Below are 20,646 nucleotides of genomic sequence, written 5' to 3' on the forward strand. Positions count from 1 at the left end.
AATATCTTATATAAAAATTGTATTGTATTAATAGCAATATATAAAATATGTGTAAGTGAGTTGTGTGTATGTACAACTCGCTTTTTTTATATTCTGGAAAAAATTAATAAATAAATGGAATAAATTGTTTTCTTTGTAAGCTTTACAGGGAATTTTGTTGAAAATTAATATATTTCGGTTCAAAAGAAAAGGAAGAATATCGAACTTTTTGATAAAAAATTTATACGTTATTCTTAAAAAATAATTTTGTTACAGCAGGAAAAGTATAGGAAACTTATCATTATAAAATAAATTGAAATCTTCTAAAAACTCTGATACATTGAAGTAGAAATGTAGTTTCACAATATTGTAAATGCTTACAATTATGTGCACGAAGATCTATTAGGATTGGAGGAAATGATAATGAAAGCTGAAGAAAAATTTTCCCCGGGATTAGATGGTGTAGTTGCAGCGGAGACGAAAATTTCGTTTCTTGACACAGTAAAAGGTGAAATTGTTATTCAAGGATATGACTTAATCGAGCTATCAAAGACAAAAGAGTATTTAGACATTGTGCACCTTTTATTAGAGGAACACCTACCAAGTGAGGATGAAAAAACAACACTTGAAAAGAAATTGAAAGAAGAATATGAAGTGCCAGAAGGTGTGTTCAATGTTTTAAAAGCATTGCCAAAAGAAACGCATCCTATGGATGGATTACGTACAGGTGTATCTGCGTTAGCTGGTTACGATAACGATATTGAAAATCGTTCGTTAGAAGTAAATAAAGATCGTGGTTATAAACTGCTAAGCAAAGTGCCAAATATTGTGGCAAACAGTTATCATATTTTAAATAATGAAGAGCCTGTTCAACCCCTTAAAGAATTATCGTATAGTGCGAATTTCTTCTACATGTTAACTGGTAAAAAACCAACTGAGCTGGAAGAAAAAATATTCGATCGCTCTCTTGTTTTATATAGTGAACATGAAATGCCGAACTCTACATTTACAGCTCGCGTTATAGCATCTACGCAATCGGATTTATACGGTGCTTTAACAGGTGCAGTTGCATCTTTAAAAGGAAGCTTACATGGCGGCGCAAATGAAGCGGTTATGTACATGTTGTTAGAAGCAGGAAATGTTGAGAAATTTGAAGAGTTACTGCATAAGAAATTACATAACAAAGAGAAAATCATGGGATTTGGGCATCGCGTCTACATGAAGAAGATGGATCCAAGAGCGCTTATGATGAAAGAAGCATTAAAACAGCTATGTGATGTGAAAGGCGATTATACACTATATGAAATGTGTGAAGCTGGAGAAAAGATTATGGAGAAGGAAAAAGGAATCTATCCAAACTTAGATTATTATGCTGCTCCAGTCTATTGGATGTTAGGTATTCCAATTCAACTATATACACCAATCTTTTTCAGTTCAAGAACGGTAGGCTTATGTGCGCATGTGATTGAGCAACATACAAATAATCGATTGTTCCGCCCACGTGTAAATTATATCGGCGAGCGACATGTGCTTAGCAAATAAAAACAACTGGGGAGTTGTTAAGGCCGCCCGCCAGGTGGGTGTTTGACCGACACCCATTCTTAATAATAACGAATTTTCGACAGAAAGGGAAGGATAGCATGATTAAAACAAATGAAATTAAACAAAAAGATGCAATTTTAGAAGAGATTACGGATTATGTATTAAATAAAGAGGTGACAAGCTCAGAAGCATTCAGTACAGCACGCTATGTGTTACTTGATACGCTTGGATGTGGAATTTTAGCACTGCAATATCCAGAGTGTACGAAATTACTAGGACCTGTCGTACCAGGAACTGTTGTGCCAAATGGTACACGTGTACCGGGAACATCATTTGTACTTGATCCAGTACGCGGTGCTTTTAATATTGGCTGTATGATTCGTTGGTTAGATTATAACGATACATGGCTTGCAGCAGAATGGGGACATCCGTCTGATAATTTAGGTGGCATTTTAGCTGTTGCAGATTATGTGAGCCGCGTTCGTATTTCAGAGGGAAAAGAACCATTAAAAGTACGAGATGTACTTGAAATGATGATTAAAGCGCATGAAATCCAAGGTGTACTTGCATTAGAAAATAGTTTAAACCGCGTTGGTCTTGATCATGTGTTATACGTAAAAGTAGCGACAACAGCAGTTGTTACGAAAATGCTTGGTGGTACACGTGAAGAAATCTTTAATGCATTGTCTCATGCATGGATTGATAATTCTAGTCTTCGTACATATCGTCATGCTCCAAATACAGGTTCACGTAAGTCATGGGCAGCTGGGGATGCAACAAGCCGTGGTGTTCATCTTGCACTTACTGCATTAAAAGGTGAAATGGGTTACCCAACAGCATTATCTGCACCAGGATGGGGATTCCAAGATGTATTGTTTAACAAGCAAGAACTAAAATTAGCAAGACCTTTAGATTCTTATGTAATGGAAAATGTATTGTTTAAAGTGTCATATCCAGCAGAATTCCATGCTCAAACAGCTGCAGAATGTGCAGTGAGATTACATCCAGAAGTGAAAGAACGATTAGATGAAATTGATCGTATTACAATTACGACACATGAATCAGCAGTTCGTATTATTGATAAAGAGGGTCCATTAAATAACCCAGCTGACCGTGATCACTGTTTACAATACATTACGGCAATCGGTTTATTAAAAGGTGATATCGTTGCAGATGACTATGAAGATGAAGTTGCATCAGATTCTCGCGTAGATGAATTGCGCAACAAAATGGTTGTTGTAGAAAATAAACAGTATAGTTTGGATTACCTTGATCCGAACAAGCGCTCAATCGCCAACGCTGTTCAAGTTCATTTTAAAGATGGCACAGTAACAGAAAATGTAGAGTGTGAATATCCATTAGGTCACCGTTTCCGTAGAGATGAAGCAATTCCAAAGATTGTTCAAAAGTTCTCTGCAAATATGGCCGTTCATTATTCTAATAAGCAACAAGAAAAAATTCATGAAGCTTGTTTGAATGAAGAAAAATTAGAAACTATGAATGTAAATGAATTTGTAGATCTTTTCTTAATTTAAGTATAGGGGGAATAAAAATGGCTTGGGTTGTGAATAAACAGTCAACACAAGAAGAGCTTGCTAATCGATTCCGAGCTTTAGTAGAAGCACCTGGAATTTTACAAATCCCTGGTGCACATGATGCAATGGCTGCTCTTGTTGCAAAAAATACTGGATTTTCGGCTCTTTATTTATCGGGAGCTGCGTATACAGCAAGTAAGGGTTTACCAGATTTAGGTATTGTAACGTCTACTGAAGTAGCTGAAAGAGCAAGAGACCTTGTTAGGGCAACTGACTTACCTCTTCTTGTCGATATTGATACAGGATTTGGTGGAGTGTTAAATGTAGCGAGAACAGCTGTAGAGATGGTGGAAGCAAATGTAGCTGCTGTCCAAATTGAAGATCAACAATTACCGAAGAAATGTGGACATTTAAACGGAAAAAAACTTGTTTCTACTGAGGAATTAGTACAGAAGATTAAAGCGATTAAAGAAGTAGCACCAACACTTGTTGTTGTAGCACGTACAGATGCTCGCGGCGTAGAAGGATTGGATGCAGCGATTGAAAGAGCAATTGCTTATGTAAAAGCAGGTGCGGATGCTGTTTTCCCTGAAGCACTTCAATCTGAGGAAGAATTCCGTTTATTTAATAGTAAAGTAAATGTTCCGCTGCTTGCGAACATGACTGAATTTGGAAAAACACCATATTATAGTGCAGAAGAATTTGCAAATATGGGATTCCAAATGGTAATTTATCCAGTTACATCACTTCGCGTTGCAGCAAAAGCATATGAGCGTGTGTTCACACTTATTAAAGAAACAGGCTCACAAAAAGAAGGTCTATCTAATATGCAAACGAGAAGTGAATTGTATGAAACAATTTCGTATCATGATTTTGAAGAATTAGATAACGGAATTGCAAAAACAGTTTTATCTGAAGATCAATAAAACAAAGGGAAAAGGCGATGATGATACATCTTTGGCGAAACAACTGCTTGATGTGGAGAGTCATCGCCTTTTCATATTCTCTAATTGCTTGCAAAAGAGGTGGAAACATATGAACTCTATAGAAGATTACTCTGTAGGAAGATGGCTGAATGAAGATTTTCAGTTTGTGAAAATGAGTAATACGATTGCAGAGGCGATCGATCTACTTATCGTATCAAAAACTAATGAACTGCCTGTACTAGAGGGAAAACGAATGATCGGCATTGTAAAATTATTAGATTGTGTTCAGTGGATGAAAGAAAAAAGAGATGAGAGTACCTCAGTTCATATCATCATAGATCAATTCTTTCATAAGGGAAATGGAACAACAACAATGGAAGTCGTTCAGCATCTACCATTTTATGTGATCAATGAAAAAAGCGGAGTGCTAGAAGGTATTATAGGTCAAAATGAGCTTTTTGCTTTTCAAGAATTTATAAAACAACAATTAGAAGAATCGCAACATGTCATGGAATGGTTACGACTTTCATTTGATACTGCGTATGAAGGCATCGCGATTGTGGATGAAAACGGTGTTATTCAAATGTTTAATGATATGTATAGTCGCTTTGTTGGTGTAACGAAAGAAGAAGCAATTGGACAGTTCGCCGAAAATGTAATTGAGAATACGAGGCTTCCAGTTGTATTGAAAACAGGGGTACCAGAAAGAAATCAAGTACATCGTTTGCAAGGACAAAATTTAGTTGTGCATCGGATGCCAATTTGGAAGCAAGGAAGAGTGATAGGTGCTGTAGGCATGCTTATTCATGAAGGGATTTCAGATATTTATAAAATATTAGAGAGGTTTGATCAAAAAGATGGTGGTGTCAAACCGGCATTTTCTAAACCGAAAAAGAAACAAATACGATTTGAAGATATTCTCGGAGAAAGCCAGGCAATTTCTGAAACGAAAAAAATGGCTCGAAAAGCAGCGGGGTCCAAAGCTTCTGTGTTAATCACTGGAGAAAGTGGTGTCGGTAAAGAACAATTTGCACGTGCTATACATGATACAGGTATGACGAAAGATGGTCCATTTATTAGTGTCAACTGTGCTGCTATTCCAGATAATTTACTAGAATCCGAACTGTTTGGTTATGCAGAAGGTGCTTTTACAGGTGCGAAAAAGAATGGGAAGGCAGGGAAATTTGAACTTGCGAATCATGGCACATTATTTTTAGACGAGATTGGTGATATGTCCTTATTAACGCAGGTAAAAATTTTACGTGTTTTACAAGAAAGAGAGATAGAAAGAATAGGTGATACCCATCCAATCCCTGTTGATTTCCGGTTAATCGCAGCGACAAATAAAGATTTAAAACAAATGGTTAGAGAAGGTACATTTAGAGAGGATCTATATCATCGTCTTCATGTTATTCCGATTCATATTCCACCGCTTCGCTTTCGAAAACAAGACATTCCACTCATTGTCGAAGAACATGTACAAAAACTGTGTCAAATGTATGGTGTTGAAGAAAAGACACTTGATAAAGAAGTATTACGTCTTATGTTCCATTACAATTGGCCAGGTAATGTTCGTGAATTAATCAATGTGTTAGAAAGGCTATTTGCACTATCAGATGATGCACATATACGAGCTAAAGATTTGCCAGAAGAATTCTATTATCGAGATATGGAACAGAAGAAATTAGTACCTATGATTCAGTCTTTACCGGCAAAACAAGAAGCCATGAGGGTGGTGCGTGAAGAAGAAGAACGAGGGTTAATCGAACGCGTTTTAAAAGAAGCAAAGGGGAATAAGTCAAAAGCAGCAGCATTATTAGGGATTTCTAGGGCGACCTTGTATAACAAATTGTCACGATTTAAAATCTAAACAAATTGTTATAACCGTGTAAAACTGTCTAGACAGTTTTACGTTTTCTTTTCATGTTGCCCGTGTTTTATCAAGTTTTTAGTTTGGCATAGATTTTGCATATAAAGAAAATGAAGACCGAAATGATAGGGGGATACAGATGGAGAAAACAAAGTTGCAATGGGACGAATTTTTTTCGCTGAATAAGGAGCTTAATACTACCTTTTTTACACCTGAGGATTTCTCCGGTGATGAAGATTTAATTGCAAAAACAACGGAACAATTTGTGAAACAAGAAATTGTTCCTCAAATTGAAAATATCGAGCAGCACAATTATGAAGTTTCTCGCCAATTATTTGAAAAGGCTGGAGAACTTGGATTGTTAAGTATAGAGGTTCCAGAAGAATATGGTGGATTTGAATTAGGAAAAGCGGTGTCTGGACTTGTAGCGGAAAAGATGGGGTATGCAGGAGCGTTTAGTGTTTCCTTTAATATTCATGCCGGAGTAGGAACATTACCATATATATACTATGGAACAAAAGAGCAAAAGGAAAAATACTTATCTAAGATTGCATCAGGTGAATGGATTGGTGCTTATGCATTAACGGAGCCTAACGCTGGTTCTGATGCATTAAGCGCAAAAACAAGTGCTGTATTAAATGAGGATGGAACAGCCTGGACATTAAATGGTGAAAAGCAGTGGATTACAAATGCTCACATGGCTGATGTATATGTTGTTTTTGCGAAAACAAATAAAGGAATGACAGCATTTATTGTCGAAAGAACATGTAAAGGTGTCTCAATTGGCCTAGAAGAAAAGAAAATGGGTATTAAAGGTTCTTCTACTGCAACACTTATTTTAGAAGATGTCGTAATTTCTGCTGAAAATGTTTTAGGAGAAGTTGGTAAGGGACATCACGTAGCTCTTAATATTCTCAATTTTGCTAGGCTGAAACTCGCTTTTGGAAATATTGGCACAGCAAAGCAAGCAATTGGGCTATCTGTTCAATACGGAAAGGAACGAAAGCAGTTTCAAACAGAATTAGTGGATTTCACCATGATTCAAGAGAAAATTGCAAATATGATTATTGCTACATACGGTGCGGAGAGTGCAGCTTATCGAACAGCAGGTGTGATTGATGAAGCAATTCATGAGAGTGATGAAAGCATCATGCAAAAAATGTCTCAATTTGCAATGGAATGTGCTATTAACAAAGTGAATGCTTCAGAAACGCTTGGACATATTGTAGATGAAGCTGTACAAATTCACGGTGGTTATGGTTATATGCAAGAATATGAAGTAGAACGATTATATCGTGACGCTAGAATTAGTCGTATATTTGAAGGAACGAATGAAATTAACCGATTAACCATTGCGAAAATGTTAATGAAACAAATGAAGCAAATAGGGGATCAAGTGGACGAAGGCACATTTGAAAATATAGAACGAAATCTTCGCTATATTTTATTATCGAAACAATTATTGAAACAATCTTTGAAAACGCTATCTAAAACTCCTGAATTAAAAATTGAACAAGAACAAGAATATTCACGCGTATTAGCAGACATGTTGAAAGATGTGTATGTAATGGAATCAGCATTTTTACGTACGAAGAAAGCGGTAAGTAAAAATGGTGAGGAAAAAGAACATACAAAACAGATCATAACAGATGTTCTTTGTGAAGAAGGATATCGTAAAGTAGAATCAGCGGCAATTGTTCTTCTTTCTGCAGCAGTGCAAGAAGAGCAAAATAGAAACGTTATTCTAGATGAAATCCGTCAATTGTCAGTGCCTCTATATACGAACGTATTTACGAAAAAGAGAGAAATTGCGAAAGCGATTATAAATCGCGGAAAATATATTGTTTAATAGGAGGAGAACAATATGAAAAAGATTGGTTTTATTGGGTTAGGTAATATGGGTCTTCCAATGTCTAAAAATTTAGTTAAATCAAATTACACGGTGTATGGAGTTGATTTGAATAAAGATGCTGAAGCTTCCTTCGAGAAAGAAGGGGGAATTGTCGGTTTATCAATTGCAAAATTAGCAGAAACATGTGATTTGATTTTTACAAGTTTACCATCCTCACGAGCTGTTGAAGCTGTTTATTTTGGAGAAGAAGGATTGATTGAGAACAGTCATCCGAATGCTGTACTAATTGATACAAGTACAGTAGCGCCACAGTTGAATAAGGAAATAGCTGAATTTTCGAATAGTAAAAAAATAGACTTCCTAGCAGCACCAGTTAGTGGTGGTGTGATTGGGGCGGAAAATCGAACACTAACTTTTATGGTTGGCGGATCGAAAGAAGTGTATGACAAAGGTTTACCAGCGATGGAAGTATTAGGAGCAAATGTTTTTCATGTCAGTGAGCAAATTGATAGTGGTACAACTGTAAAGCTCATTAATAACTTACTAATTGGTTTTTACACAGCGGGTGTTAGTGAAGCTCTGACATTAGCAAAGAAAAACAATATGGACTTAGATAAAATGTTCGATATTTTAAATGTGAGTTACGGTCAAAGTAGAATCTACGAACGTAATTATAAAAGCTTTATTGCACTAGAAAACTATGAACCAGGTTTTACTGTAAATCTATTAAAGAAAGATTTAGGATTTGCAGTTGATTTAGCGAAAGAAAATGAGCTTCACTTACCAGTGAGTGAAATGCTATTGGACTTGTATGATGAAGCGGGTAAAGCAGGATATGGTGAAAAAGACATGGCTGCTTTATATAAGAAGGTAAGTGAGCAATTAATCTCTAGTCATGAATAATGACTATATATACATCAATTAAAAAATCGACATAAAACCCCTCTTTTTAGGTGGGAGAGAGCATCTGGCCATACATAAAGCGGTCAGTGCCTTTTTCAGCCACATGCGAAGTAAAAACAGAAAGAGCAAACGAGTGTAGGTTACTTTTTATTCTGCATAGCAGGGGTTTAGATGCCGAAAAATTAAAATGAATTTATATAGGTGTAAAGCTTATCATACTTTCATTACTATTTTATAAAACAAAAAGGGGCGAATATAATGATTACAACAGAAATTAAACGAGTGAAAAATCATATTAATGGTGAATGGGTAGAATCTACTGGTACGGAAGTTGAAGCTGTTCCGAATCCTGCAACAGGAAAAATAATTGCTTATGTTCCGCTTTCACCAAAAGAAGATGTCGATCGTGCTGTAGAAGCTGCAAAAGCAGCTTATGAAACATGGTCTAAAGTACCGGCTCCAAATCGTTCAAGACAATTATATAAATACTTACAACTTTTACAAGAAAACAAAGACGAGCTTGCTAAAATTATTACATTAGAAAATGGGAAAACATTAAAAGATGCAAGTGGAGAAGTACAGCGTGGGATTGAAGCTGTAGAACTTGCGACATCAACACCAAACTTAATGATGGGGCAAGCACTTCCAAATATTGCAGGTGGAATTGATGGTTCAATTTGGCGCTACCCAATTGGAGTTGTCGCTGGTATTACACCATTTAACTTCCCAATGATGATTCCGTTATGGATGTTTCCGTTAGCAATCGCTTGCGGTAATACATTCGTATTAAAAACATCTGAAAGAACACCTCTTTTAGCAGAGAGACTAGTAGAGTTATTTTATGAAGCAGGTTTCCCAAAAGGGGTTTTAAACTTAGTACAAGGCGGAAAAGATGTTGTAAATAGCATTCTAGAAAATAAAGATATTCAAGCTGTCTCATTTGTTGGATCTGAGCCAGTGGCACGCTATGTATATGAAACAGGAACAAAATATGGAAAACGAGTACAAGCACTTGCAGGAGCGAAAAATCATGCGATTGTTATGCCAGATTGCAATCTTGAAAAGACAGTACAAGGTGTTATTGGCTCTGCATTTGCGAGCAGCGGTGAACGCTGTATGGCATGCTCTGTTGTAGCGGTTGTGGATGAAATTGCTGATGAATTCATTGATGTTCTTGTATCAGAAACGCGTAAATTAAAAGTCGGTGATGGCTTCCATGAAGATAATTATGTAGGTCCATTAATTCGTGAATCTCATAAAGAGCGTGTGCTAGGTTATATTAATAGCGGTGTAGCAGATGGAGCTACTTTATTAGTGGATGGTCGTAAAATTAATGAAGAAGCCCGTGAGGGGTATTTCGTTGGAGCGACAATCTTTGATGACGTAAATCAAGATATGAAAATTTGGCAAGATGAAATCTTTGCTCCGGTATTAAGTATTGTGAGAGTAAAAGATTTAGAAGAAGGGATTAAGCTTACAAACCAATCAAAATTTGCAAATGGAGCTGTTATTTATACATCAAGCGGTAAACATGCACAAACATTCCGTGATAACATTGATGCAGGAATGATTGGTGTAAACGTAAACGTTCCAGCGCCGATGGCATTCTTTGCATTTGCAGGAAATAAAGCATCCTTCTATGGTGATCTTGGAACAAATGGAAAAGATGGCGTTCAATTTTATACACGTAAAAAAGTTGTGACAGAGCGCTGGTTTTAATAGATAAATAAAACATATATGTAACTTGTTACATGTACAAAAAGTACACCACTCATTAGAGAAGGCTGCTGACAAAGTGTCTACTTTGAGTAAATAACAGGATCTTTATCAATATATAGAAAACAAAAAGAAGATAACTCCTATATACAGTAGGGGTTATCTTCTTTTTTAAGGGGCTTTTTCAGTGCCCTCCATTAGAGAGAGGTGTACTTTTTATCGTTAACTGTTTTTTTCGAAAGCTAATTTGATACCAAATCCAATTAAAACAATGCCAGTAAGTCCTTGAATGTATCTTTGTGTAGCAGGCTTTTTCATAAAGACGCTTATTTTATCAATTAAAAATATATAAAAGGCAAACCATATCACTGTTAAAATGAGGTAGGTAAGACCCATAATCAAAAACTGAACAAGCGTATTATGATTAGGCGTTAAAAATTGCGGTAAAAAGGTCAAAAAGAATACAGCGACTTTAGGGTTTAAAAGGTTAGTAAGAAAACCTTGTCGAAAACAAGATTTGTTTTCATCAGCATGTTTCATCGGTAGATCATTCGTAGTTATGCTGTTTTTGTTTTTTAAAGACAAAAGTGCTTTAATGCCTAAATAGATTAGATAAATAGCACCAACATATTTGAAAATAGAAAATAGGAAAGCAGATTTAACAATAAGAGCTGAAAGACCAATTACAGCAGCTAAAGTATGAATTAAAAGAGCAATACATGTACCGAAGACTGTTTTTACACCTCCGATTTTTCCTGCGGTGAGTGTATTTTTTGTAGCCATTGCAGTATCGGGACCAGGTAAAATAATAAGACAAATAGACATGATAATAAAAAGAAAATAGTTCTCCACAATCATTCCGCCTTTTTTTTATGTAATTTTTCGAAAATTAAATTTAAATTAGTTTAACACAATTTAATTAGAAGGGGAAATGGTTTTTCGTTTACAGTGAAGATACATATGTAAAAGGCTAGATGAAGAAGCAAACAGAGTGCTTCCATCTAGCCTTTTTATCCCGCTATTTGCGGGCAGTAATACTGCCCGTAAAGGCTCGATTGGTTCAACTAATAATCCGTGGGGATGAAGAAAACCCCCACGGATTAAAGTTTCACTTTATTATGCATTAAGTAGATTGAAGAAGCGATTTACCTCTTCATCTGAAACATCACTTAATTGTTTATATTTATATTGTGGATTTTGATCTTTGTCGACTACGACTGAACGTACTCCTTCAAAGAAATCTTCGTGTCTCATGAAATTTTTAGCGAGTATGAGATCTGTTGCAAAGCATTCTTCTATTGATTTGTTTTTTCCATCACTTAATTGTTTTAATGTTACTTTTAATGAAAATGGAGATTTTGATAGTAATGTTTCTCTCGTTTTTAAAGCAAAGGTCCCATTATCTTTCTCTAATGAGTGGATGATCTCTTCAATTGTATGGAATGAAAAATATTTATCAATTTCTTCTAATAAGGAAGCAAGATCACTTTCTGTATTAGGAGTAGTTGCAAATTTATGAATGATTTCTTTTAAGGTAGTATGTACATCTTGACCGTTCCAGTTAACATTTTCAATTTCTGTAAGGAAAACAGGTAATGTATCAGATGTCATATAATAATCAGCAGCACTTATATACAATACATCAGCAGCCTGTAACACAGATGCTGTTAAAGCGACATAACGACCAGTTTGTCCGGGCGCTTTATTTAAGAAATAAGCAGCACCGACATCTGGAAAAAATCCAATGTTCATTTCAGGCATTGCCCATTTTGTGCGCTCTGTTACAATTCTATGTTTTGCACCATTCGTAAGGCCGACGCCACCACCCATTACAATTCCATCTAGACAAGCGATAATTGGTTTTGAGTATTGATAAATAAACGTATCGATTTCGTATTCTTCTTCAAAAAACTGTTCCGCATGTTGTAATGCAGCTTCATTAGAGCGTGCTTCATATAATGTTTTAATATCACCGCCAGCGCAAAAACCTTTTGTACCAGCACCTTTTAAAACGATAATTGCAATGCGGTCATCTTCTTCCCATTCTTTTAGTTTTTGACCAATCGGTTTTAACATATCATAAGATAAAGAATTAAGTGCCTTCGGACGGTTTAAAGTGATGGATGCAACGCCGTTTTCATTAATGGAAAATAAAACATTTTCAGTCATTTTGAATCCTCCTCTTATATATCTTCTCGTTCTTATTTCTCGATAAAAGCTGAAATGTCCTTTATAATTTATTTAATATTGCAAGTAACGTGCCAGTTTTAATGCCTGTAATGAAAAAGAAATATCGGGAATAAAGTGTCTAACTGTCTAAACAAGTGTACATTTATAGACATAATACTAGGATTTTTTTAGCATATTGCCATATTTTGACGAGTTATATTTGCAGGGTTTTAACATATGAAAAGGAATATTACAACATTAATCATTGAGAGTGTATATATGTATGATCCCGCTGCTTGGAAGAAAATATATAAATCTATTTTAATTTTTTAACATATAAGTCGCTGTTATACAGTGTAAAACATGACTAGCACTTGTATTCTCCCTCTGTTTTCACCTTTGTATGTGGCAGGAAAGGGCCCTAATTGCTTCTATGCATGGCCAGGTGCTCTCGTCCACCTAAAAAGAGTTTTTGTGTGGTTTTTCAACTTGTATTTATATAAATCCATTTTAATTTTTCGACATCTAAATCCCTGCNNATCCATTTTCATTTTTCGACATCTAAATCCCTGCTATGCAGAATACAAAGTACCCTACACTTGTTTGCTCTTTTTGTTTTTACTTCGCAGGGGGCAGAAACAGGCCCTGACCGCTTCTATGCATGGCCAGATGCTCTCTCCCACCTAAAAAGAGGGTTTTTATGTTGCTTTTTTAATTGATGTATATAGTTGAATGTAGATAAGAATCATATTTTGTTATATTCGCTGAATTATCAAACTTTTAACAGGGCGCGAGTTTGTATATAATAAGGAATAGAGAAAGGGGAGATCGGAATGCCAGGGCCATTGCTATTATCGGTTATTATTTTGTCTTCTCTCATGATAGGAATTACACAGTATTTTCATCATACAGATACGACAGAAGAAGTGAAAGATAAAGTACGTCTCGTATTTCCGGTTTTTATATTATCTATTTCACTTTGTTTTATTTTAAATAAAGATGGGTATATTGTGGCCGTATTTTCATTTTTGATAGCGATTGTTTTAATTACTGTATTGTACTATATAATGAAAGATTATTTACAAAAATAAGAGTGCCGGAAAGGGCATTTTTATTTTTGTAAGTACTATTAATTTCACATACCGTATTGAGATAAGAAAAATTTAAAAAGCAAATGAATAGAAATGTGTATTCTTCACCATGTATTCACTTGTCAATCTAGGATAGCCACTATACTATTAAAGTATAGAGAATAGAGAAAAAGGGGTTGTATCCATATGAAATTTGAGATGCACACAAAGATTATTTCAAATGAAAAAGAAACGAGATTACATATAGAAGAAAATGTATTTCAATTAATTTTAGATGGTTATCACTTATTTGCTGTGAATGAAATGCTGCCTTTATATAAATCAGATCAAGAAAGAATAGGTAGTGCAATTGTTCAAAAGTTAGAGTGGGAAAATGAGAAAACGACGCTTAACTATCAACTAGTTTCATTACAGTCAGTGAATTAAAAGAGAGAAAGGAAGGAAAAGATGAAGTTTTTTCATACAGCGGATTGGCATTTAGGAAAACTTGTTCACGGTGTATATATGACTGAAGATCAACGGATTGTTTTAGATCAGTTCGTTCAAGCTGTGGAAGAAGAAAAACCAAATGCCGTAATTATTGCAGGTGATTTATATGACCGAGCAATACCTCCAACAGAAGCAGTAGACTTATTAAATGATGTATTGCAAAAAATAGTGATTGATTTACAAACGCCGGTAATCGCCGTAGCGGGGAATCATGATAGTCCAGACCGTATTCATTTTGGTAGTAGTTTAATGAAGAAACAAGGGTTACATATTGTTGGACAGTTTCAATTTCCTTATGAACCAGTTGTTTTACATGATGAATATGGCGAAGTGCATTTTCATTTAATTCCATATGCTGATCCAAGTATTGTCAGACATGTTATGAAAAATGAAGATATTCGCTCTCATGATGATGCGATGCGTATTTTCATGAATGAACTTTCAGAGACAATGAATCAAGAAGCAAGACATGTATTTGTAGGACATGCATTTGTTACTTCTTCAGGTGAAGCAGAAGAAAATACGAGTGATGCAGAACGTCCGCTTTCAATAGGCGGCGCTGAATACGTGAATAGCCATTATTTTGACAAGTTTCATTACACGGCGCTTGGTCATTTACATCAAGCGCATTTTGTACGTAATGAAACAATTCGTTATTCAGGTTCACCACTTGCGTATTCTATTTCTGAAGAACGGCATAAAAAAGGATACTATGTTGTTGAACTAGACGAAGCAGGGCAAACGACAATAGACAAACGTTTATTTACACCTCGTCGTCAAATGCGAACAGTAGAAGCGAAAATAGATGATTTATTGCAGCATCCAACAAGTGAAGATTATGTTTTCGTTAAATTATTAGATGAAAATCCTGTACTGCAGCCGATGGAAAAAATTCGTTCTGTATATCCGAATGCAATGCATGTTGAACGCTCTATTCAAAGACGAGAATTTACAGAAGTAAATGAAGTTACTGTTTCTAGACATAAAACAGATGACTTATCTCTTTTGAAAGCTTTTTATAAAGAAATGAAGGGCTCAGATTTATCAGAAGAGAAAGAACGTCTTTTCTTAGAAGTATTACAAACAGTGCAGGAACAGGAAGGTGAACGAGGATGAGACCACTTCAGCTTATTATGACAGCGTTTGGTCCCTATAAACAGCGAGAGGTCATTGATTTTAGTGATCTAGGAAATCATCGTATTTTTGCTATTTCAGGAAATACAGGAGCAGGGAAGACGACGATATTCGATGCGATTTGTTATGTATTATATGGAGAAGCGAGTGGAGAAGAACGTAGTGATACGAGTATGCTTCGCAGCCAATTTGCTGATGATAATGTATATACGAGTGTGGAATTAACCTTTCAATTGAAAGGAAAACAATATGAAATCAAACGGCAGCTGGGTCATAAAAAGCAAGGAAATAAAACAATTACAGGGCATGCTGTTGAATTATATGAAGTGATAGGTGATGAGAAGGTTCCATGTGTAGACCGTTTTCATGTGACGGATGTGAACAAAAAGGTCGAAGAGTTAATTGGACTTAGCAAACATCAATTTAGTCAAATTGTTATGCTTCCACAAGGAGAGTTTCGAAAACTATTAACATCTGAAACAGAAAATAAAGAGGAAATTTTACGCCGTATTTTTAAAACAGATCGTTATAAATTAATGCGTGAATTATTAGATCAAAAACGGAAACAGTGGAAAGAAGTCTTACAAGAAAAGCAAAAAGAAAGAGAACTGCATTTCCGTAATGTCTTTAAATTACCAGTTCGAGATGGTTCGTTATTAGAGACATTGGTGCAGCAGGAACATGTCAATACGCATCAAGTAGTCGAAGTGCTTGCACAAGAAACGAGTTGCTATGAAGCAGAAGTTGAACAATTGCAAACGCAGCAAACATTACAAACGCAGCAATTAAAAGAAGTAGAAGTTCATTTTCATGCAGCGAAATCTATTAATGAAAAGTTCCAAGCCCTGCAGCAAAAAGAAGAACAACAAACAGCTTTACAAGCAAATCGAGAACAAATTGAAACAGAGGAACAACGCTTTAAACGTGCAGAACAAGCGAAACGATTATTACCGTTTGAACAATGGTATGAAGAAGCAGTGCAAAACAAGCAGAATGCGGATCAATTACTGAAACAAATATCTGTTAAGAAAGAAAAGACAGCTGAATCCTTTGGACTTGCACAGGAGAAATATGAAGGATTAAAGAGCAAAGAACCTGTACGTGAAGAAGGGAAGAAACATGTACAGAGATTAGAAGAATTACAGCCGATTATTGCTTCACTAGCAGAGAAAAAATCAAAATTGCAAAAGGCAGAACTTCAGAGTGAGAAATTGAAAGAAGGCATTCATAAGTTTGAGCAACAGCTGGAAGGACAGATGTCGCAAAAACAACAAATAGCTGGAGAACTGCAGCAGTTAGAAGTAGCACTTGAGCAATATGTAGCCAAAGTAGAAGAACTAACAAATATGCGAGAAGATGCCAAAGTACTAAAGCAAGCATATGACGTTTGGCAAGAAAAACAAAAGTATGAACAAGAAAAAGAAACTGCATCTCAAAGGATGGGAATCGCAGTTAAAGCGTATGAAGATATGGAACGTCGCTGGCTAAATGAACAAGCTGGGGTGTTAGCTCTTCATCTTCATGACGGAGAATCTTGCCCAGTATGTGGTAGCACGACTCATCCGAAGAAAGCAACGGAACGAGGAGATTCCATCGACGAAAAACAGCTAAATGAGCTGCGAGAAACTAAAAACGTTGCTGAAAAACTACATGTTCAATTGGGAGAAAAATGGAATTTCTATCGCCTGCAATATGAACAAGTGATAGAAGAAGTTATAAAACGTGGTTATCGCTCAGAAGAATTAGTTGAAACATATCGCGCATTGGTGCAAAAAGGAAAGCAGCTAGCAGCTGAGGTAAGCACATTAAAAGCAAGTGAAGAAACACGTAAACAATTCGCATCAAATCTTAAAGGGTTAGAAGTACAATTAGAAGAGTTACAGAAGCAAAAACGTGAAGCTGAAGCGATGCAGCATCGCACTGAAATGGAGTGTATGCAGCTTCGTACGTCGTATGAACATGACCAGCAGAGCATACCTGGAAATTTGCAAACATTAGAAGCTTGGAAACAGCAGTTTGACAATGCTGTTAAGGAAATGCGCTATATGGAAGATGAGTGGAAGAGAGTGCAAGAAGCTTATCAACATTGGCAAAATGAAAATATACGGGTGCAAGCTGAGTATGATGGGGCTGTGAAACAAGTAAGCAGTGCAAAAGAGAAACAGGACGAGACTTTTGTACGATTTACGAAAGAGCTTGAACAAGGCGGTTTTGTGGACCAAAACGCATATAAAGAGGCGAAACGAACGGATGCAGAAATAGAAGAATTACAACGAAAAATTCAAAGCTACTATTCATCCCTTGAAGTATTAGAAAAACAAATTGAAGAATTAACAAATGAATTACGTGATAAAGAATGGACAGATATCACGTCGTTAGAAGAACAAATGAAAGAGTTAGAGATTCAGCTTGATATTACAAAAGAAAAGCGTCAGCGTGCACAAAATGCAGTTGTATACATTTCTGATTTACATGAAAATATTAGACGAATTGATGAACAAATTCATGAAGAAGAAAAAGCTTTCCAAGAACTTGTTGATTTATATGAAGTCATGAAAGGGGATAACGAAAGCCGTATTTCCTTTGAACGTTACATTTTAATTGAGTATCTAGAACAAATTGTTCAAATTGCTAACGAAAGACTTCGCAAATTATCAAACGGACAATTTTATTTAAAACGAAGTGAACGGGTTGAAAAACGTAATCGTCAAAGTGGATTAGGATTAGATGTATATGATGCATACACAGGCCAAACACGTGATGTAAAAACATTGTCCGGCGGAGAGAAATTTAATGCTTCACTTTGCCTAGCACTTGGTATGGCAGATGTTATCCAGGCTTATGAAGGCGGTATTTCTATCGAAACGATGTTTATCGATGAAGGATTTGGTTCACTAGACGAAGAGTCATTAACAAAAGCAGTCGATGCGTTGATAGATTTACAAAAGTCAGGACGATTTATCGGGGTGATTTCACACGTACAAGAGTTGAAAAACGCAATGCCGGCCGTACTAGAAGTAACGAAGCAGAAAGATGGTTGTAGTCAGACACGGTTTGTGATGAAATAGTGATTCTAATGCGAGTGATTTACTCATCGTTTCTAACGTTTTTTAGGCTCGAGTCACAATAGCGGTCACATTTTTTGAATACCTCAAGATGATGGGAAAAGTAAAAACAGGTGGGATTGGCTTTGCCGCTATTAAAGAAGTATTTGAAGTATTATGCAACAGAAATTTGAAGGGATCCATTCTGTTTGAAGGAGAGAACTCTATACCTTACGTTCTTACTGAATAAATGGGAAATCCTGAATTAGAGAATTTTACTGCTTGACTAGACGAAAAATGTGGGTATTACGAATATATTTAACATTAAAAAGGATCTAATCGACTGTGAATAGATCCTTTTTATACGTTTTAGAAAAGATTAAGTACAGCAAAGAGTTGCTTTGTCTACGTCTTTTTTCATGATATTCACATTTCCACTTTTATCAATTTTGTAAGGGATTTTATTTCTCTCTAATTTTTCAATAAGATTATTACTCTTCGATGAACTGAAAATAGTATACTCACTATTCTTGGAATTATTATAGTATATAATTCCACCTAAGCATAAACACAAAAGTAGAAATCCTGAAAAAAGTATATAAATTTTTTTCATAATTCAATTCCTCTCAAAATAGTGTTCTATTGATTCGTCCACCATAGTGACCCATTCACAGAATCATATTTATAACTAATATATTTTAACAGACCTTTGCTGACGTATTTCCTACTGTCATCATTAAGAATATTGTGGATAAAAAACAATTACTGTTTTTTAAAATCTCAAATTCATAAACATCCGTATCATTTGTCATTTTATGGTGTGGGATATAGCCTTATGTGTAAAATTCTAAGTATTATCAATAGCATAAACAAGACTGTTTATTAATTAATTTATTCGTTAAAATATCGGTATAACGAGATGTATACTACATATCATTAACTTTTTAGGTGATAAAAGGAAATGGCGCACGATATTTCTAATTTCGAGTAATAACGAATTGATTTATTTTGTGTTTTCTCGTTATGGTTTAACGTATATTCTGTTAAATTCATAAAAATAGCTCCAACTCCAATTATTTAATGCTATTTTCGAAAGAATTGTTACTATCTTGACCATACTGATAAAAGGTTGACTTTCAACTAGTACATTGGAGTTAAAGGATGGTTAACATGAAAGATGAATTAAGTATAAATATCTATTTAGATGAAACTGATACTCCGTTTTCAAGATATTATAGCTCAGAAGATGTTCACTTAAGCTCTGACCTTGAAGATTTTATTTTGTCAAAGCTACACAGTGGTAAAAGAAAGGAAGTAGAAATATTTTTTTTAGGTCAGAATGATTTTGACGAAAAGTCACTGAAGACTGCCACATTTAACACTTTTTCTAACTTCTTGAACGAAGAGGAATATACATATGTTAGAAATGTTAAAAAGGCTATTGTTTTGTTTGTGCTTGGTATTATTGTTGGGGTGATATTTTTGAAGCTTTCAAGTAATCATGCCTATATTGCAGGAGTATTAAGTATTGTGAGTTGGGTTTTTATTTGGGCAGGTACAGAGGTTTATTTTTTTGAAAATCAGCAAATCAAAAGAAATATTAGAAAATGTAAGAACATTCTAGAGGCTAATGTGCACAAAAAATAGGGGTTTTAGTTCAATAAAACATACAAAAGGACAAAGAATTTGGTCCTTTTTCTTTTGCTTGCAACAAAGCCCTATAAAAAGGTGAATACAAGATTCCTTTTTATAGTAAAAAATATGAATTTTGGAATTATGTGATAGTATGTAATAAGAAGGAGGGGGAAAGCATGAAAAGGAAAGTCTATAGTCCTAAAGCATATAGAGCTATATCTGTAAGCTATATAGCACTTGCAATAACTATTTTTGCTATGTTTATGTTTAATTTTGTAACGAAAGGAGATTATTCCCTTGTTTTGGGTATAATCCCCATAATCATAGCTTCCTTATTTGTTGGGGGTTATTATCATAAATTAAGCATAAATACTAAGGAAACATAAAATCATTCATTAAGAAACATGATCCAACGCCTCTAAAGATAGAGGCGTTTTTTCGGATTTTTAAATTCAACATTGTTAATTTCTACACCGATTGGTATTACTGTAACAGGTTTAATATTAGAGGAACTAACGGCTTCAATCTTAATTATTATAATAGGTACATTAACCGTTTTAACAGCGGTTATATCGTATATACTAATTTTAAGACAAGAGTCGATATATGTAAATCCATTTTAATTTTTCGACATCTAAATCTTTGCTATGCAGAATCAAAAGTAACCTATACTCGCTTGTTCTTTCTGTTTTTACTTCGCATGTGGCAGAAAAAGGCCCTGACCGCTTTAAAGTGTACCCTTTGTAAAGGACATTTTAAAA

The 20,646-nt window shown here is 35.2% G+C and carries 15 protein-coding genes; 13 read left to right on the forward strand and 2 right to left on the reverse strand.

Features of this window, described 5'->3' with window-relative positions:
- Positions 1-402 precede the first annotated feature (402 nt).
- The 7 genes from mmgD (at position 403) to COO03_RS24220 (ending at position 10,326) form a co-directional block, all read left to right on the forward strand.
- Positions 403-1,521, forward strand: a complete 1,119-nt coding sequence (gene mmgD / locus COO03_RS24190) for a citrate synthase (protein ID WP_097899511.1) — start codon at positions 403-405, stop codon at positions 1,519-1,521.
- A 98-nt stretch (positions 1,522-1,619) separates the two neighbouring features.
- Positions 1,620-3,056 (forward strand): 2-methylcitrate dehydratase, encoded by a 1,437-nt coding sequence (gene prpD / locus COO03_RS24195; protein WP_097899512.1) that lies wholly within the window; start codon positions 1,620-1,622, stop codon positions 3,054-3,056.
- Positions 3,057-3,073: 17 nt separating this feature from the next.
- Positions 3,074-3,982, forward strand: a complete 909-nt coding sequence (prpB, locus tag COO03_RS24200; protein WP_097899513.1) for a methylisocitrate lyase — start codon at positions 3,074-3,076, stop codon at positions 3,980-3,982.
- Between the two features lie 109 nt (positions 3,983-4,091).
- Positions 4,092-5,852: a sigma 54-interacting transcriptional regulator gene (locus tag COO03_RS24205; RefSeq protein ID WP_097899514.1), complete on the forward strand. Its 1,761-nt coding sequence runs from the start codon at positions 4,092-4,094 to the stop codon at positions 5,850-5,852.
- Positions 5,853-5,991: 139 nt separating this feature from the next.
- Positions 5,992-7,701: an acyl-CoA dehydrogenase family protein gene (locus tag COO03_RS24210; RefSeq protein ID WP_097899515.1), complete on the forward strand. Its 1,710-nt coding sequence runs from the start codon at positions 5,992-5,994 to the stop codon at positions 7,699-7,701.
- A gap of 15 nt (positions 7,702-7,716) precedes the next feature.
- On the forward strand, positions 7,717-8,607 hold the full coding sequence (locus COO03_RS24215; protein WP_097899516.1) for an NAD(P)-dependent oxidoreductase: 891 nt from the start codon (positions 7,717-7,719) through the stop codon (positions 8,605-8,607).
- Positions 8,608-8,865: 258 nt separating this feature from the next.
- A complete protein-coding gene (locus tag COO03_RS24220) occupies positions 8,866-10,326 on the forward strand; it encodes a CoA-acylating methylmalonate-semialdehyde dehydrogenase (protein ID WP_097899517.1) in 1,461 nt (486 codons plus the stop codon).
- Between the two features lie 219 nt (positions 10,327-10,545).
- Here the strand turns inward: COO03_RS24220 and COO03_RS24225 are convergent, their stop codons facing one another.
- Both COO03_RS24225 and COO03_RS24230 read right to left on the reverse strand, forming a co-directional pair.
- On the reverse strand, positions 10,546-11,178 hold the full coding sequence (locus tag COO03_RS24225) for a LysE family translocator (protein ID WP_097899527.1): 633 nt from the start codon (positions 11,176-11,178) through the stop codon (positions 10,546-10,548).
- Positions 11,179-11,439: 261 nt separating this feature from the next.
- Positions 11,440-12,492 carry an enoyl-CoA hydratase/isomerase family protein gene (locus tag COO03_RS24230; RefSeq protein ID WP_097899518.1) on the reverse strand — a complete coding sequence of 351 codons (1,053 nt, stop codon included), beginning with the start codon at positions 12,490-12,492 and terminating at the stop codon, positions 11,440-11,442.
- A gap of 833 nt (positions 12,493-13,325) precedes the next feature.
- Here COO03_RS24230 and COO03_RS24235 point away from each other — a divergent pair.
- The 6 genes from COO03_RS24235 (at position 13,326) to COO03_RS24265 (ending at position 20,271) form a co-directional block, all read left to right on the forward strand.
- Positions 13,326-13,583: a hypothetical protein gene (locus tag COO03_RS24235; protein ID WP_097899519.1), complete on the forward strand. Its 258-nt coding sequence runs from the start codon at positions 13,326-13,328 to the stop codon at positions 13,581-13,583.
- A 186-nt stretch (positions 13,584-13,769) separates the two neighbouring features.
- Positions 13,770-14,009, forward strand: a complete 240-nt coding sequence (locus tag COO03_RS24240) for a DUF2584 family protein (RefSeq protein ID WP_097899520.1) — start codon at positions 13,770-13,772, stop codon at positions 14,007-14,009.
- Between the two features lie 21 nt (positions 14,010-14,030).
- On the forward strand, positions 14,031-15,188 hold the full coding sequence (locus COO03_RS24245; protein WP_097899521.1) for an exonuclease SbcCD subunit D: 1,158 nt from the start codon (positions 14,031-14,033) through the stop codon (positions 15,186-15,188).
- Positions 15,185-18,274: an AAA family ATPase gene (locus COO03_RS24250; RefSeq protein ID WP_097899522.1), complete on the forward strand. Its 3,090-nt coding sequence runs from the start codon at positions 15,185-15,187 to the stop codon at positions 18,272-18,274. The genes COO03_RS24245 and COO03_RS24250 overlap by 4 nt, the downstream gene beginning before the upstream one ends.
- A 1,146-nt stretch (positions 18,275-19,420) precedes the next feature.
- A complete protein-coding gene (locus COO03_RS24260) occupies positions 19,421-19,897 on the forward strand; it encodes a hypothetical protein (RefSeq protein WP_097899528.1) in 477 nt (158 codons plus the stop codon).
- 164 nt (positions 19,898-20,061) lie between these two features.
- Positions 20,062-20,271, forward strand: a complete 210-nt coding sequence (locus COO03_RS24265) for a hypothetical protein (protein ID WP_097899524.1) — start codon at positions 20,062-20,064, stop codon at positions 20,269-20,271.
- The last annotated feature ends 375 nt before the right edge of the window (positions 20,272-20,646 follow it).

It is taken from the genome of Bacillus sp. AFS098217, assembly GCF_002551815.1.
Classification (GTDB): Bacteria; Bacillota; Bacilli; order Bacillales; family Bacillaceae_G; genus Bacillus_A.

What these genes read in the sequence shown, in the direction of transcription:
- COO03_RS24250 (WP_097899522.1), top strand. Translation starts at nt 15,185, where the DNA reads ATGAGACCACTTCAGCTTATTATGACAGCGTTTGGTCCCTATAAACAG.
- COO03_RS24240 (WP_097899520.1), top strand. Translation starts at nt 13,770, where the DNA reads ATGAAATTTGAGATGCACACAAAGATTATTTCAAATGAAAAAGAAACG.
- COO03_RS24260 (WP_097899528.1), top strand. Translation starts at nt 19,421, where the DNA reads ATGAAAGATGAATTAAGTATAAATATCTATTTAGATGAAACTGATACT.
- COO03_RS24265 (WP_097899524.1), top strand. Translation starts at nt 20,062, where the DNA reads ATGAAAAGGAAAGTCTATAGTCCTAAAGCATATAGAGCTATATCTGTA.
- COO03_RS24235 (WP_097899519.1), top strand. Translation starts at nt 13,326, where the DNA reads ATGCCAGGGCCATTGCTATTATCGGTTATTATTTTGTCTTCTCTCATG.
- COO03_RS24220 (WP_097899517.1), top strand. Translation starts at nt 8,866, where the DNA reads ATGATTACAACAGAAATTAAACGAGTGAAAAATCATATTAATGGTGAA.
- COO03_RS24205 (WP_097899514.1), top strand. Translation starts at nt 4,092, where the DNA reads ATGAACTCTATAGAAGATTACTCTGTAGGAAGATGGCTGAATGAAGAT.
- prpD (WP_097899512.1), top strand. Translation starts at nt 1,620, where the DNA reads ATGATTAAAACAAATGAAATTAAACAAAAAGATGCAATTTTAGAAGAG.
- COO03_RS24230 (WP_097899518.1), bottom strand. Translation starts at nt 12,492, where the DNA reads ATGACTGAAAATGTTTTATTTTCCATTAATGAAAACGGCGTTGCATCC.
- COO03_RS24245 (WP_097899521.1), top strand. Translation starts at nt 14,031, where the DNA reads ATGAAGTTTTTTCATACAGCGGATTGGCATTTAGGAAAACTTGTTCAC.
- COO03_RS24215 (WP_097899516.1), top strand. Translation starts at nt 7,717, where the DNA reads ATGAAAAAGATTGGTTTTATTGGGTTAGGTAATATGGGTCTTCCAATG.
- prpB (WP_097899513.1), top strand. Translation starts at nt 3,074, where the DNA reads ATGGCTTGGGTTGTGAATAAACAGTCAACACAAGAAGAGCTTGCTAAT.
- COO03_RS24210 (WP_097899515.1), top strand. Translation starts at nt 5,992, where the DNA reads ATGGAGAAAACAAAGTTGCAATGGGACGAATTTTTTTCGCTGAATAAG.
- mmgD (WP_097899511.1), top strand. Translation starts at nt 403, where the DNA reads ATGAAAGCTGAAGAAAAATTTTCCCCGGGATTAGATGGTGTAGTTGCA.